11 protein-coding genes are annotated in these 16,712 nt (G+C 36.3%); 3 read left to right on the forward strand and 8 right to left on the reverse strand.

Annotated elements, in window-relative coordinates; translation table 11 throughout:
- Window positions 1-5: 5 nt before the first annotated feature.
- On the reverse strand, window positions 6-812 hold the full coding sequence (locus IGI65_RS09560) for a transporter substrate-binding domain-containing protein (RefSeq protein ID WP_071863897.1): 807 nt from the start codon (window positions 810-812) through the stop codon (window positions 6-8).
- Window positions 813-857: 45 nt separating this feature from the next.
- Window positions 858-1,595, reverse strand: coding sequence for an amino acid ABC transporter ATP-binding protein (locus IGI65_RS09565; protein WP_071863896.1), 738 nt, complete (start codon window positions 1,593-1,595; stop codon window positions 858-860).
- A 338-nt stretch (window positions 1,596-1,933) separates the two neighbouring features.
- On the opposite strand from IGI65_RS09565, the gene trpS reads away from it, so the two are divergent.
- Window positions 1,934-2,944, forward strand: a complete 1,011-nt coding sequence (gene trpS, locus IGI65_RS09570) for a tryptophan--tRNA ligase (protein WP_438774047.1) — start codon at window positions 1,934-1,936, stop codon at window positions 2,942-2,944.
- A 166-nt stretch (window positions 2,945-3,110) separates the two neighbouring features.
- Window positions 3,111-3,785, forward strand: a complete 675-nt coding sequence (locus IGI65_RS09575; protein ID WP_438774048.1) for a YoaK family protein — start codon at window positions 3,111-3,113, stop codon at window positions 3,783-3,785.
- A gap of 47 nt (window positions 3,786-3,832) precedes the next feature.
- Here IGI65_RS09575 and pheT read toward each other — a convergent pair whose 3' ends face one another.
- From pheT to lepB, 6 genes are all read right to left on the reverse strand, one after another.
- Window positions 3,833-6,250, reverse strand: a complete 2,418-nt coding sequence (gene pheT / locus IGI65_RS09580; RefSeq protein ID WP_438774050.1) for a phenylalanine--tRNA ligase subunit beta — start codon at window positions 6,248-6,250, stop codon at window positions 3,833-3,835.
- Window positions 6,251-6,256: 6 nt separating this feature from the next.
- Window positions 6,257-7,300 (reverse strand): phenylalanine--tRNA ligase subunit alpha, encoded by a 1,044-nt coding sequence (gene pheS / locus IGI65_RS09585; RefSeq protein WP_412257169.1) that lies wholly within the window; start codon window positions 7,298-7,300, stop codon window positions 6,257-6,259.
- Between the two features lie 342 nt (window positions 7,301-7,642).
- Window positions 7,643-7,966: a winged helix-turn-helix transcriptional regulator gene (locus tag IGI65_RS09590; RefSeq protein WP_071863891.1), complete on the reverse strand. Its 324-nt coding sequence runs from the start codon at window positions 7,964-7,966 to the stop codon at window positions 7,643-7,645.
- 60 nt (window positions 7,967-8,026) lie between these two features.
- Window positions 8,027-11,704: a helicase-exonuclease AddAB subunit AddA gene (gene addA / locus IGI65_RS09595; RefSeq protein WP_438774052.1), complete on the reverse strand. Its 3,678-nt coding sequence runs from the start codon at window positions 11,702-11,704 to the stop codon at window positions 8,027-8,029.
- On the reverse strand, window positions 11,697-15,239 hold the full coding sequence (locus tag IGI65_RS09600) for a PD-(D/E)XK nuclease family protein (RefSeq protein ID WP_438774053.1): 3,543 nt from the start codon (window positions 15,237-15,239) through the stop codon (window positions 11,697-11,699). Before IGI65_RS09600 ends, addA begins: the two co-directional genes overlap by 8 nt.
- Window positions 15,240-15,369: 130 nt before the next feature.
- On the reverse strand, window positions 15,370-15,921 hold the full coding sequence (lepB, locus tag IGI65_RS09605) for a signal peptidase I (RefSeq protein ID WP_071863888.1): 552 nt from the start codon (window positions 15,919-15,921) through the stop codon (window positions 15,370-15,372).
- A gap of 171 nt (window positions 15,922-16,092) precedes the next feature.
- Between lepB and IGI65_RS09610 the strand changes: the two genes are divergently transcribed.
- The gene (locus IGI65_RS09610) at window positions 16,093-16,689 is read left to right on the forward strand and encodes a nitroreductase family protein (RefSeq protein WP_071863887.1); all 597 of its coding nucleotides are present in this window, start codon (window positions 16,093-16,095) and stop codon (window positions 16,687-16,689) included.
- Window positions 16,690-16,712: the final 23 nt, after the last annotated feature.

A 16,712-nucleotide genomic window follows, 5' to 3' on the forward strand; every position in this document is an offset into this window, starting at 1 on the left:
CTCCTTTATTTTACTTTCCCAGTATTATCCCCTGGGAACCATTTATTATAAATTTCATCATACGTGCCATCTGCATGCATTTCATCTAAGGCTTTGTTCACTTCTTTTAAGAAATTATCTTGCCCTTTATTGATGGCAATCCCATACGGCTCTTCTGTAAATGTTTCACCGGCCAATTTATAATTTTTATTTTCTGATGCCATACCTAATAAAATTGCATTATCGGTTGTCATCGCATCGCCTTGGCCTGACTGTAAGGCAGTGAAAGCTTCCGCATAATTTTCTAACTCTAAAATTTTAGCATCAGGTGCATGCTCACGAATATTTACCGCCGAAGTAGAGCCTTTAACAGCTAAGACAGTATCATCAGCTGTTAAGCTATCAACACTCGTAATTTTACTATCTTTTGGTACAAGTAATGACTGACCAGCGTCAAAATACACTTGTGAGAAATTCACTTGCTTTTTACGCTCTTCTGTAATCGTCATCGTCGCGATAATGGCATCGATGTTACCGTTTTTTAATAATGGTATCCGCGTTTTTGAGGTAACTTCCACAAAAATAGCGTTGCCATCTCTACCTAAGATTTTTTCAGTAATGCCGCGGGCAATATCAATATCAAAGCCTTTAACTTCATTGGTTGTGACATCCATCATTCCAAACAAGCGGGTATCGTATTTTACTCCCCAAATAATTTGATTATTTTCTTTACTAACTTTTGCGATATCTTGATCTGCTACACTTTTTCCACAACCGCTTAGTAAAAGTAAAACTGCAGCAAATCCAAAAAACGCCGAAAAGATTTTCTTCATCAACTTTCCTCCAATCCTTTTCACTTTTTATCACAGACTTTTTTATTAGTGATTAATCACTTTACTAATAAATTGTTTCGCGCGATCAGTTTTTGGATTATTGAAGAAATTTTCGACATCGCGACTTTCTTCCACTACCTCGCCATCAGCCATAAAGACAACGCGATCGGCTACCTCTTTAGCAAAACCCATTTCATGGGTAACGACAATCATCGACATACCATCTTTGGCGATTTTTTTCATAACATTTAAAACATCACCAATCATTTCTGGGTCTAACGCTGAAGTTGGTTCATCAAACAACAGCATTTGTGGCTGCATCGCTAATCCGCGGGCAATCGCAACCCGTTGTTGTTGTCCACCTGAAAGCATCGAAGGATAAGAATCTTTTTTATCCAACATTCCTACCCGATCTAATAAACGTTCTGCTAAAGCAATCGCATCTTGTTCATTTTGTTTTAAAACTTTAATCGGCGCTAATGTAATATTTTCTAACACAGTTTTATTTGGATACAAATTAAAGTGTTGGAAAACCATCCCAATGTTTTTTCTGATATCTGTTAATTTCGTCTTTTTACTGTATAAATCTTGATCATTAATTAACAAATGTCCTGAAGAAATGTTTTCTAAACCGTTGATACAGCGTAACATGGTACTTTTTCCTGAGCCGGAAGGTCCAATAACTACGACAACTTCCCCTTTTTCAAAATTCAAATTAATATTTTTTAGTGCGTGAAATTTACCATAGTATTTTTCCACGTTTTGAAATTCGATCATAGACATTGGCGTCACTCCTGTTTTAAATTTAAATTCTATTGTTGTTTGGTTTAAGTAGTATTATAAGCAAATTAAAAAACATTTGTAAAGTTTTTTTACAAAAAAAGATTTAAATCGACAGATTTTTCTGACAATAATATTTCGCCAAATTGATAAGTTTTATCACACGTTCATGTTACTTACTCTTATTTTCAGTAATATTTTAACTTTATTTTTATCCCTAACATATTCTCCCAGTTTACATTACTATTTTCCAGTTATTTGCTTTTTTGATAGTTGCCGGAAAGTTTAAAAAAAGGTAAACTGACATGTATGAGAATAGAAAGTAGAAAAGGTGAAAACTCTTGAAAAATACTATTTTAACTGGGGATCGTCCCACAGGCCGCCTTCATTTAGGTCACTATGTTGGCTCTTTAAAAAAACGGGTAGAAATGCAAGCTGATCCAAACAACAAACTTTACATTATGATTGCCGATATGCAAGCACTAACTGATAATGCCAAAAATCCTGAAAAAGTTTCTTCTAATGTCTTAGAGGTCGCTTTGGATTATCTAGCTGTCGGCCTTGATCCAAGTAAATCGACATTATTTATCCAATCTCAAATTCCGCAACTAGCTGAATTGACCATGTACTTTTTAAATTTAGTTTCAGTAGGACGTGTGCGACGCAATCCGACAGTAAAAAGTGAAATTGAACAAAAGAATTTCGGTGAAGGTGTCCCAACGGGCTTTTTCATTTATCCGGTTTCCCAAGCTGCTGATATAACCGCATTCAAAGCTAATCTTGTCCCAGTTGGTGAAGATCAAAAACCAATGTTAGAACAAACACAAGAAATCGTTCATAGCTTTAATAATACTTACCGTCCTGTTTTGGTTGAGCCAAAAGCTGTTTTACCACCTAAAGGCATGGGACGTTTACCAGGCATTGACGGTAACGGTAAAATGAGTAAATCACTTGGTAACGGCATTTATATTGCAGATTCTATCGATATTGTTAAAAAGAAAGTTATGAGTATGTATACCGATCCCAATCATATTCACGTAGAAGATCTCGGGCAAGTAGAGGGTAATATGGTTTTTACCTACTTAGATGTTTTTGGAACCGATAAAGAATACATCGCGGAGTTAAAAGATCATTATCGTCGTGGCGGTTTAGGTGATGTCAAAATTAAACGCTACTTAATTGATGTTTTAGAAGCTGAATTTGCCCCAATTCGCGCACGTCGTGAAGAGTTAGCAAAGGATCCAGCTGCCGTTATGGCAATCTTACAAAATGGCTCTAAAGAAGCTGAAGCAGTGGCTGCTCAAACATTAGCAGAAGTCAAGGCAGCAATGGGGATTGCTTATTTCAATTAATTCACATTCTTCTTTATTTTGATTTTTTTACATTTTAATCTTTTTACCAAAGCGCAATTTAAGAAAATCTTTTCTTAAATTGCGCTTTTTTGTAAAGACAAAATAGTTGTCAAAATCTTTTCTTGCGACTAGATTAAAGATAAGACATGTTGGTGAGGTGAAAAAATTGAAAGATAGAGAATATCCTTTACATGAACGGTTAATTATTGGGGTGTTTTTAGCCGCTGCTGCTGGTGGTTTAGATGCTTACACTTATCTTTTCCACGGCGAAGTATTTGCTGGTCTACAAACGGGGAACTTTATTTTATTAGGATTAAATTTAGGACAAGGTAATTTTGCTGCTATTTTACGCTATCTAGTGCCAATCACAGCCTTTTTCATTGGTAGTGTAGCCACTCGTTTTCTTCAACATCAATTAGCAGATGATACTAGTCTAAGAAGCCGTCAAAAAATTGTTTTAATACTAGAAATTAGCTTGATGGTAGGTGTGGCACTCCTCTCACCTTATATTTCTGATAAATTCGCCAGCGCTCTTTTGTCATTAGCGGCCGCTGCCCAATTACAAGAGTTCCGCAAGCTTCATGCGGGTCCATTTACTTCTTTAATGATGACTGGAAATTTACGGACACTAGGTGAAACAACTTGGGATGCTTTTATTCATCACGATCGAAAAGCTAGCGCCAAGTTCAAAGATACGGCGATTATCATTTTTAGTTTTGTCTGTGGCGCTACCTTAAATAGTTTGTTAGCAAACGTTTTAGGATTTGCCACAATTATTCTTTCTGCTCTCATCTTACTAATTCCTTTGTTCATTCTTCATTTCACTAAAGAAAAACATTAAAAAGCTTTTATCAGCGTCACAATGACGCTGATAAAAGCTTTTTTTAATTACCGAATTTCTACGTTTAATTTTTCAGTTAGATTTCTGGTTACTTTTTCCATTGCTTTATTGATTTCTTCATCGGTTAAGGTTGCTTCTGGATTTACAAAAGTCAAACTGTAAGCAAGTGATTTATAACCATTTTCAATGTTAGCACCTTGATAAACATCAAATAAGCTAACTTTATTTAAGAATTTACCGGCTGCTTCTTTAATTACCGCTACAACTTCTTGATTTGTAACCTCTTCTTTTACTAACATCGCAATATCACGACTGACTGCCGGGAACTTAGAAACAGCTTGATAAACTAACGGTGCTTTTTGAGTTGCCAATAATGCTGCTAAGTTTAATTCAGCTACAAAAGTTGCGCCAATATCATAAGCTTTCGTGACTGTCGGATGGACTTGTCCCACCAAACCAACTTTCTCACTACCCACATAAATTTCAGCAGTTTGACCTGGATGCATTTCTTTTATTGCTGTAGTTTTAACATAGGAAATATCTGTTGCACCTAAAGTTGTTAAAAGTGTTTCAACAATTCCTTTGGCTAAGAAAAAGTCAACTTTTTCACTTGCTTGTTGCCAATCTTTTGTTTGCCATAACCCAGACAACGCAAAAGCAACATGGTTTTCTTCTAATGGCAAGTTTTTCAACGGATCTGCGTCTTGGTAAAAGACACGGCCAATTTCATATAATGCGATAGCATCATTTTTCCGCGCCACATTATAAGCCACATCATCTAATAAACCACTAATTAAGTTCATACGTAACACAGCACGATCTTCTGTCATCGGCCAATCCAAACGGGTTACATTACTCTTACGTAGCATAAATTGACTAGATTTTTCTTCTGTGGTTAAAGCGTAACTAATCGCTTCGGTTAGCCCGGCACCTTCTAAAGTGCTACGGACTTCACGTGTTTTTAATTGTTCGTCTGTCAAAGAACCTGCAACAGTTTCCCCACTTGGTAATGTACTTGGAATTTTATCATAACCGTAAATACGGGCCACTTCTTCAAGAATATCTGCTTCAATGTGAATATCCCAGCGACGAGGTGGAATCGTCACTGTAAAGTATCCATCGCTTTCAGTAAATGGAAATTGTAACGCTTCAAACACTGCCGCCACGTCCGCTACAGAAAGGTCAGTTCCTAAAGAACGATTGATTTTAGCTAAAGTAATGCTAACTTCTTCATTTCTAACTTCAACAGCAGAGCCTACTACCGCACCTTTTAAAACTGTGCCGCCAGCAAGTTTTGCAATCATTGCAGCCGCCACTTCACAGGCTTGGTTAATAGCACCTTTGTTAATACCTTTTTCAAAACGAGCAGAAGATTCACTTCGCAAATTAAATTGTTTTGAGGTTAGACGAATAGACAATGGATCAAACAAAGCAGCTTCTAAGGCAACTGTTGTCGTCGTATCTGTAATTTCAGAATCTAATCCACCCATTACACCAGCTAAGGCTACTGGTTTTTCTCCATTCGTAATCACAATATTTTCTGGGGTTAAATTTCTTTGTTCATCATCTAAAGTAGTAAGTGTTTCTCCAGCATTCGCCCGACGAACTAAAATTTCTTGACTACCTAATTTAGCATAGTCAAAAGCATGTAACGGTTGACCAAATAATAATAAAATGTAATTGGTAACATCCACCACGTTATTAATCGGCCGAATTCCTTCATTCATTAAACGATTTTGTAGCCACTGTGGTGAAGGCGCAATTTTAACATTTTCAATGATACGAATTTGATAAGCTGGCGCATCTTTTTCATCTGCTACGCTCACTTTAATTTTATCACGAGCCGCCTGATTACTTTCAACTAATTTTTCATCTTTAAAGTGCGGTTTTTGATTGTAAATTGCCCCGACTTCATAAGCCACACCTCGCATAGATAAGGCATCTGCACGATTAGGAGTGATAGATAATTCAATAATACTATCATCTAAATCTAAATAAGGAAAAACAGATTCTCCTACAATGGCATCTTCAGGCAAATAGTAAATACCATCAGCAAATTCTTTTGGTACGACATTTTCTGAAATACCAAGTTCTTGTAAAGAACAAATCATACCATTTGAAACTTCGCCCCGCATTTTACCTTTTTTAATTTTTACATTACCAGCAATACGTGCCCCAGGTAATGCCACAATTACTTTAATTCCCTCTTTAACATTAGGAGCACCACAGACGATTTGCGATAATTCTTCTGCACCAATATCGACTTGGCAAATCGATAAGTGATCAGAATTTGGATGAGGTACACATTTTTCAACTTTCCCAACGACAATTTTCTTTAATCCTTCTGCGGGCACTTCAATACCTTCTACTTCAATGCCTGTAACAGACATTTTATCCCCTAATTCTTTCGGAGAAATTTGAGTAAGGTCTAAATATTCGTTTAACCATTTATAAGAAACTAACATAAATTTTTACTCTCCTTTGAATTGACTTAAAAAGCGCAGATCATTTTGATAGAAGTTACGAATATCGTTGACACCATAGCGCAACATCGCAACTCGATCTGGTCCAATCCCAAAAGCAAAACCAGCATATTCTTCTGGATTTATTCCAGACATTTCTAAAACGTTTGGATGAACCATACCAGCGCCTAATATTTCAATCCAGCCAGTATATTTGCAAACATTACAACCCGCACCGCCACACTTAAAGCAACTTACATCCACTTCTACAGAAGGTTCGGTAAAAGGAAAATAACTTGGACGCAGACGAATTTTGCGATCTTCCCCAAACATTTTTTGCATCATTACCTCTAAAGTTCCCTTTAAATCCCCCATCGTAACGTGTTTATCAACAACTAAACCTTCAATTTGATGGAATTGATGACTATGCGTAGCATCATCAGTATCACGGCGAAAAACTTTTCCTGGAGAAATCATTCGTAACGGTCCTTTAGAAAAATCATGTTTTTCCATTGTCCGTGCTTGAACTGGTGAAGTATGGGTTCTGATTAAAATATCATCGGAAATATAAAATGTATCTTGCATATCTCTGGCTGGGTGATCTTTTGGTAAATTCATCCGTTCAAAGTTGTAGTGGTCACTTTCAACTTCATAACCTTCGACAACTTGATACCCCATACCGACAAAAATATCTTCAATTTCTTCCATAATTTGGGTTAAAACATGGCGATTTCCTTTATTTATCTGTTGTCCCGGTAGAGTAACATCGATACTTTCTTTTGAAAGCGCAGCAGTTAATGCCGCTTCTTCTAATACTTCTTTACGCGCCTCAATGGCTTTTGTTAATGCATCACGAATTTCATTAGCAAAACTTCCCACTTTGGGACGTTCTTCGGCTGATAAATCTTTCATTCCACGCAATACTTCAGTAATCGGGCCTTTTTTCCCTAACGTTTCTACCCGAATTTGATTTAGCGCTTGTAAATCACTTACGTTGTCAATTTTTTCCATAGTTTCATTTTTCAATGATTCCAACTTGGCTTGTAATGACATTCTTGTTCCTCCTTAATGAAAAGACTTTCTCATTTTTTATTTAAGCTTAAAGCCTAAGAAAATCTTTATTTTATCAAAAAAAGAGACCTCATTCCTAAAGGAACGAGGTCTCGCGATACCATCCTAATTCGTCAAAAATCAACGCACTTTATTTTAATAACGATTGCTAGACAACCGGCTTAGCTCTCACTAAGCAAGCTAGGAAGTGAATTTCATTTTTCGATTACGACCCCTGCTTTCAGTCTATGACAGGTCTCCCTTTTTTCGTATCAACCAAATTACTTGTTTCCATCATTGCTTTTTATTTAATTGTATTTAGTTTACAAAACTTTTGTCTGAAAATCAACTGCATTCTGAAGCATCAATCCATTTATTGCCCCAATCTTTAACAGCAATTAAACTAGTTTCTAAATCGCGGCCTTTTTTAGTTAACTGATATAAGTTATCGTCTTTTTCAACAATACCTTCAGCATCTAATTCTCGCAAACGTTCCACTAAAACCCGATCACTTACTTCGGGAATTTTATTTGCCAGATCAACAAAGCGTTGGGACCCATCTTCTAATAATACATCGAGAATCAAACCGTTCCATTTCTTTCCCAAAATTGAAAAAGCTTTTTCAAATTTTGGACACAAACAAAATTCAGTTTCTACAACTTGTTCCACTTTCGGTCACCTCTTTTGTCACATTATAGCACGCTTCTTACATTTTGTAAGCACAAAAGATTACAAAAGTGAAATTATTTTACGTCCCTTTAAAAAAATTAGATAACTCTTTGTAACAGGGCGCTGATAAGTTTCTGTCAATGCTTGACGATAAAGATTAATTTGCCCTTGATAACGATTTACCAATTCGGCTTCATTGCCTTGCCACAAATGATCCGTTTTAAAATCATAAAGTAAAATTTCATCATCTAATACATAGCCATCGATAATACCGTGAATTAACAATTCATCGACACTATTATCGTAATCTTTAAAAATTGTTGTCGTTTTTTGCAACATGGCAAACGGTTCTTCCCGATGAACTTTTTCAGGTTGGCTGAGCAACTCTTGTCCTAATGGCGTATTAAAAAACCAAAGAATATCTGGTATGGAAACCTCTTGTGCTAATTCCGTGGTTAAAATTCCGTTAGCTACTAATTTTGCAATAAACTGCTCTAATGTTGTTTCAGTCGGTGTTTGTGTAAGTTCTAATAATTGTAAAACTGTATGGGTAGCCGTTCCAACACTGGCAGCATCCTGCGTGGTTTCTGCCACAAATTTTGGCACTGCTAAACTTTCTGCAGTATAACGATTTACTGTCTGTTGTTTTTCCAAATTACTTTGCCAATCCAAGCGATTTTCCTGTGTATTATCAGGATCTTCAAAAACGCGCTTAATTTCGGTTACTGACTGATAGCTAGTAGTTTGGGTTGCTTTTTCATAAGGATAAATAAAATCTAAACGCTCCTTTATTCTTGTTATATCTGATGAAAGATTTTCTTCAGGAATTCCAACAGATGAATTTTCTAGCTTTTCGTAGTTTTCTCGCCAGTTTTTCACATCTTCTTGGTCAAACCATTGAATAGTAAAATGCGCGGGACTTTCCACAGTATAACTACGATCTTTGGCCTCAGTAAAAATAGCTTCCATATCGGGATGACGCATCAAAGTCATGCCAACCCAGTTTAGTAAGACATGGCTTCCCTTTAAGCGTAATGCGGGATTTAAGATGCGACTTTCTTGCGTAAGGACACCTTGCCAGGCTTGTAAGGTCTTTTCTTTACTTTCATAAGAGCCAACTAAATACAATTTTTGTTCTGCTCTCGTTAAAGCGACATACAGTTTGCGCATTTCCTCGGAAAAAGCTTTATTCAAACGGACTTGTTTTATCGCTTGGTAGGGCATTGTTTCATAACTCACTTGACGCATTTGATCAATGTATTTAATGCCGGCTCCCAAATGTTCTTCAAAAATATAATTACGGTTAAAATCAAGGCGATTAATATCTCTGGCCATATCCAATAAAAAGACAAGCGGAAATTCTAATCCTTTACTACCATGGATTGTCATCACCCGTACTGCATTTTCCACTGATTTTGTAGCAGGTTCGGCTAAATCCAAATCTTTTTCCTGCATTTTTTCAATTAAACGAATAAATTGATATAAGCCACGAAAATTACTTTTTTCGTAATTTTTTGCCCGCTCAACTAAAGCAATTAAATTTGCGTGACGTTGGATACCATTTGGTAAACCTAAACAATAATCTAAATAAGCCGTTTCTTCATAAAGACGCCAGATCAAATCAGGTAACGCATTGCGTTTTGAAAAAGCCCGCCAGCTTTCCAACTGTGCTAAAAAGACTTGTATTTTAGCTTTTAATTGCTCATTGGTACCGTAACTTTCATAATCTCTTAAAGCTTCATAATAAAAACCAGTTTTATTTTGCAACCGAATTTGTGCCAATTCATCTTCTAATAAACCGACAATTGGCGAGCGCAAAACTGATGCTAGTGGAATGTCATTATAAGGATTGTCAATAATTTTTAACAAACTAGTAATTGTTTGAATTTCTGTGGTTTGGAAATAACTTTCTGCATCCGTAATTTCTAAAGGAATCCCGAGCTCATAAAAAGTATCCACAATTATCTGATTGTTCCCTTTTGTGGGAGTTAATATAACGATATCCCCATATTCTACCGGACGCATTTGTTTTTTTTCTTTATCATAAATTTCAAACGATTGCGTCATTAACTCTTTTATTTTCAAGGCAGTTAATTGGATTTCACCAGCTTGGCGCGTTTCAAAATGTTTAACATCCTCTTTGCCACCTTTTTCAAAAATAAGTAATTCCGTCTGAAATGCCTCACTGGCAGGAAAGTTAGGAAAACCTGCGACTAACGCCGCGGCTTCATCATAATTTATCTGGCCGACGCGTTCATCCATTAATTGCTCAAAAACTAAATTAGTAAAATCTAGGACTTCTTTACGGGAACGGAAATTTTCTGATAAAACAATTCGCCGTCCATTATCTTCGTGGTGATAGCTATTGTATTTTTCGATAAATAAAGTGGGATCTGCTAAACGAAAAGCATAAATCGACTGCTTAACATCTCCGACCATGAACATATTCCCAGCATTTTCGGTATTGTCTCTAACATAGCTCAAAATAGCTTCTTGCAAACGATTGACGTCTTGGTATTCATCAACCATTACTTCAGTAAATTTAGCTTGGTAATAATTGGCAGCTGGACTTTGAGGAGAGGCCAAAATTGCTAACGTATAATGTTCTAAATCGTTAAAATCTAATACGCCTTTCGCTAATTTTTTTTGCGTGTAAGCGAGGCTAAACGCTTTTGTCACCTCACTCATTTTTACGACAAGATCATAAGATTTAGCCAACAAATCATTCATAACCGCTTCTGGATAAGGAAAATATGTCGTAACTTGACTGACACTTTCTTTGGCGGTTGCTTGTAATTCTTTTACACTAACGGAAAGTTCAGCAAGTTCTCCTCTTTTTTTTCGAATATTCGTTTTTAAATCCAAGCCTTCCATTTGAGCAAAAAGAGCAGTCATATCATCATTTGAAATAGCTGTAGATAGCCGGTTTACTTGATCTAATTGATTCGTTAACAATTCCAAGTCTTTTAAGAGTTTTTCTTCATTTTGGCACATAGCAATAGCTTTAGCATAGTTTACTCGCGCTAACTCTAATTCTGCCGATACAGCAGGCTTAATGTTTTCTTGGTATAAGGCAGTATTTTGGAACCCCTCTTTTGCCTGGTAATTTTCCGACAATTTTTCCAGCCACGCATTAGGATCAGGTGCTGCACAAGCAAATTGATACAAACGCATAACCAAATCCGTCAGACCTTCGTCAGACCGATCACTACCAAAATTTTCCGTTAATTTAAAGAACACTTCATCATCACTGGCATAATAGTCTTCTCTTAATTGCGTCCAAACTTCTTCTTGTAATAACAATTTTTCCGTTTCATCACTTAACAGGCGAAAAACCGGATCTAAGTCAATGAGATAATAAAATCGTTTAATCACAGTCATACAAAAAGCGTGCAGTGTCGAGATATTGGCTTGTGGTAAAAGGACGAGTTGTTTGACGTAATGCGCGCGCAGTTGACTATTTCCTTCTTCATTAATGCTTTGGCGCAATGCTTTTTCAATCCGCTCTTTCATCTCACTTGCCGCAGCTTCTGTAAAAGTAACAATCAGTAAACGATCAATATCACTGCCACTTTTCAGTTTTTCAATCACTCGTCTGACTAAAACCGTGGTCTTGCCTGATCCTGCTGAAGCGGAAACCAATAAGTTATTTCCACCATCAAAAACGGCTTGCCACTGACGATCAGTAAAGCGTTCATTTTCTGGTCGCACTGGAATAATTGGGTTTATTTTAGACATCGCCGTTTTCCTCCTTTATTTCATTTAAAATTTCATCTTTTGCTAAAGTTGGAATTTCGTGGTAATCATTTTGTTTTAACATAGCATCAAAACCACATAAACTTCGAAATGGACAAAACGTACACGCTTTTTCCCCACTGCTCTTTTTATAAGGATTTAAAGTAATCTGTCCTGTCACGATGTTTTCGGCTGCATTTTTCATTAAATTGCGATTATGACGGCGCAATAACGTTAAATCATCCTCTTTATAAAATGCTTTTGAATTACTTTCTTTATTTAATACACCATCTTTATTACTTAAGATTGGATAGATGACAGAGCGTTCTTTTACCGCTAATGTCTCATCAAATAAAGGATAGAGTTCACTGTCTTCTAAGAAAATTCCTTTATATTTATATGCTTTTAAAACTTCAGCTAAACTTGCCTCTTCTGCTTTTAAAACCGGATCTTGAATTCGCATATAATAAGCGCCTGCTGCTTTAACATTTTTATTTCCTACTAATTCCGCCGCATTCACTAATGCAACATCTAAATAAGTTAACAATTGCATCGCTAAACCGAAGTAAGCATCAGTTAAATTAAAGTCTTTGGCACCAGATTTATAATCGATTACCCCAAGCCAAGTATGCTCTGAAGTCGTAGCGATATCCAGACGGTCAATTTTTCCTCGCACCGCTAATTTGCCGCCAGTTGATAAAGGCTCCTCGATTCCTTTGATACCATTTGTCCCGGCCAATTGACCAAAAACGATTTCCGTTGCCAAAGGTGTCATTTTAGTCCGCTGACTTTGCTTTTGTAGCGCCCAAACCACTTTTTTAATTGTCTTTGCCAAACGGTAACGCAAATAATGCATACGCGCTGAACTTTTTAAAATCATAAAGCGCGGTTCGGCAAAGATTTGTTGTAAAACTGTATCAATTAATTGTTGTGCTTCTTGTTCGTCTAATTCGACTAATAATTTCTGTTTGGAAAAAACTGCCTGTAAAAATTGATCTAGCGCATCGTGGAACAATGTACCCGTTGTCAATGAATCTAAACCGAAAAGCTCACGTTCTTTTAAGCGTAATCCGTAGTTGGCGAAATAACGATAGCCACACTGATAGAAACTTTCCATTTGTGAAATTGAGGAATATAAATCTTTACCATACAGTTTTTCAGCGACTTCTTTAGGTAATGTAACCGGTAGATTCACATAATCACGGCTTTCAAAAGCTCGCTGTGCCAGATTATGATAAGTCGACTCCAATAACATTTTTTCTAAGGTACGCCACTTTGCACTTAGCAATAAATTCTCATCTTTTGCATATCGATACAATAAATTTAATTGCCCAACTAAATTACGATACGTCGCCACAAAATTTTCCGGTTCACTGGTAATTGACAATTCCTCTAGCGCCACTACAGCTAGATTGCCGCGCGTAACAAAACGTTGGAGATATGGTGAAATACGTAAATTTTGCTCCGTGTCGTGATTTATAGCGTAACTTAAAAAAAGTTCATCACAAGCAGATAAAAAAACTTTATAGGCGACAAAAGGAGCTTTTGAAACACTTTCTTCTCTTAAATCCCGCAACTGTTTGTCAGTAGTTAAAGCAGTATTTAAAACGACTCTGTCTTCAATAGTTAATAAGCTATCATCTGAAACTGGCGCAGGAAAATTTTTATCATTCAAGCCAATGGCAAAAGTAATTTTAGCTTGACCAATCCGAGCGAGGCCTAATTGATTTAGCTGCACCTGATCTATTGCAGAAGGAACTTTTCCATAAAAAGTATTTTCTAAACCTGTAGTAAAAAGTAAACTAAAATTAGCTAAATTAAATGGATCCTCACCATAAATCTCTACATAATCATCCATTAAAGCCATTAAAGCCGACCAAGTCTGTTCATGATTGCGGGCCAATTCTAAATTTCCTTTGGCAATATCTTTTTCACGCCATTCTTTAACGCGTACATCTGCTTTAATAGCGATTAAAAATTGATAAAGGGCGACTACGGCTTCTTTTGCCGTCCGACTTTTTTCAAGTCGTTGTAAAAATCCACCAATCTGCTGAGAAAAAGCTTGCCGCAAACGATTACTATTAGTGGTTAATTCATCCACATCTTCTTGTGTTTCATTTTCAAAATCATATTGAACAATCTGCCAATCTTCTGCTCGTGTCCAAAAACTCCCTTGAAAGTTAAACTTTAAAGCAATATTTTCCGTCTGATCTACAATATTACGATAATCTTGTAGACCCGTTGTGGTATTTTCAAAAAAATAATCTGGAATAAACAATTCCGTTTTTAATAGACGCATAATATCACTTAAGCGGTAATGGTACTCCCCTAAAGCAAACAACGCTTGTAAAAATTCCACCAATGGATGTTGCGCCATAGAAACTTGTTGATCCAAATAAAAAGGAATCTCAAATTCACGAAAGACCGGTGGAATTAAGTGCCCATAAGTTTCTAAATCATTGGTTAAAATTTGAATGTCTTGATAGCGATAATTTCCACTTGCAACCAGTTTACGAATTTCAATCGCAAGACGATTCACTTCATCAGTTGGTTTTAACGCCTGAAAAAGATGAATATTTTCTTTGGGTAATGCAGCCACAGCTTTACTGCCATCGTTTTGCGTTTGACGCCAAAATTCTTCAACTGGAATTTGCAAAGTTGCTTCCTTTTTTTGAGCAGCTTTTAAATCGACTAATACTTTTGTGCCGTTTTCGCGGGCCGCATGTAACAGTTGGTAGTAAATTTTCCCAGTATCGTAAAATAAATCAAGTACTTCTGGCGCTGTTTCTACATAAGCTTTATCTAAAACTAAATCCATCAACAAGTGCCCTTTTTGCGCCAATGTCGTCAATAGACAGCGCTCTTGGGCATATAATTCTTGAAAGTCGGTGGCAATAAATAAGGTTTTGGTTAAATCAGGGGCTTCAAAAAGACCATTAGTTGTTGTAGCTTGAAAATAATCAGTTAATAAAGCCAGTGGATCCACCACTTGTAGTTGGCGTTTTGTTAACTCGTTTTCATAACGACTCAACACCAAACTCAATTCCGCGAATTTTAACGTTTGATCGGCATTTGCCTGCTGACCCTGACTTGATAATGAAGTTACTAAATCTGCTGGTTTTAAATTTCCCACCTGTAATTCTTGGTATAACCCTAATAATTTAGCGGAGAATCCGGCTTTTTCTACTTCGCCACGATAAAGTAATAACTCTTCTTCACTTTCTTCTAATACCTTTTGCAAAAGCATCAAACTACCTGCTTCAGATAATGTTTGATTAGCCAGTTGGCCTGTTTTTTGCAGATAAAACCACGCCAAGCGGTAAAAACTAAAGACTTGCGCGCGAATAGTCGAAAATGATACTACATCTGCTGGTTTTAAAGCCTTTAAAATTTCTTGTTCTTGTTCAAATTTATTATAGTTAGGTACCAGAAAGAAAACCTGATTTTCTTCATCTTGACTGAGCCACTCTTGCGCTTTTTTTATATAAATTTGGCGATGATCCAAAGCACCATTACCAATTAAAAATTGTAACGTCATCTCAAACTTCCTTTCTTGCATTAAGTTGAAGTTATCCTAGTACAGGTACTATCATAGTATAACAAAAAAAAGCCGACAAATTGAACGGATCGCGTCAATCGTCAACTTTTATTTTGCTTTAATTTCATAACTACTTGTTAATAAAACCTATTTCTTTTAAGGGCCAAAAAATAAATTTCACATCACCAGAAACCGTCTTTTCATCAATGAATCCAATCGAACGCGTATCTTTTGAAATACGACGATTATCTCCTAAGACTAAAATTTTACCGGCCGGCACTTTTTCAAAACTAAAGTTCGGTTCTTGATTTGGGCTTAATGTTAGTGGCATACCATCAGACAACTGTTTTTTGTATTCTTCCAAATAAGGTTCGGCTACTTTTTTACCATTGATTAACAGTTGATCATTTTGGTAGCTAACTTCATCTCCTGGTAACCCAATCACCCGCTTAATATAGTACTTATCAGGCTCATCAGGAGCTGGAAAAGTAACGATATCAAAACGTTTTACCTTCGTATTTAACAAAGCAATGACCCGTTCGCCATCTTGTAGTGTGGGATCCATTGAATCTCCTTTTACTACAACGGGAGTAAAAATAAATAAACGCACTGCTACTAAAATGACAACTAAGCCGATTAAAAAAAGCGCTGATTTCAGCCATTCATAATTTTTATTTTTCAAACGTTTTATCCTTCTTCCTCAAGTTTCGTACTATAATTTTACCATAGACTCTTTTTTTCACCAAAATTTGCGACTAGTAATAAGAAAAATTTAAGTGAGCATATTATTTTACTAACTAAATGTAAGTATGTATACTAACGTTGTTACTTAATAAAAAAAGGTGGTTATTACATGTCAAACTTTTTAGCAGCAATCAAAAATCGTCGTTCAATCTACGCATTAGGACGTAACGTTAACCTTAAGGAAACAGAGATCGAAGAAATTATTAAAGAAGCAGTAAAATATAGCCCAACTGCATTTAACGCACAATCTCCTCGCGTTGTCATCTTATTTGGTGACGCACATGAAAAATTATGGGAAATGACTGAAGAAGCATTAAAACCATTAACACCTGCAGAAGCTTTTCCAAATACACAAGCTAAATTAGCTGGTTTTAAAGCAGGCCTTGGTACTGTGTTATTCTTTAAAAATACGGATACAGTGAAAAACTTACAAGAAGAATTTGCATTATATGCTGACAACTTCCCAGATTGGGCAGAACAATCAAATGGTATTGCTACTGCTAACACTTGGACTGCTTTAGAAGAAGCCGGTCTTGGTGCTAACTTACAACACTACAACCCAGTTATTGATGAAGCTGTTGCTAAAGAATGGAATATTCCTGCCAACTGGCAATTACGTTCACAATTAGTATTTGGCTCAAAAGAAGCTGAAGCTGGCGAAAAAGATTTCTTAAGTGACGACGAACGTTTCTTAACTTTTAAATAATTTGAATACAAAAATAGACTAGT

The organism is Enterococcus sp. DIV0755b (assembly GCF_051713765.1).
Classification (GTDB): Bacteria; Bacillota; Bacilli; order Lactobacillales; family Enterococcaceae; genus Enterococcus_C; species Enterococcus_C canintestini.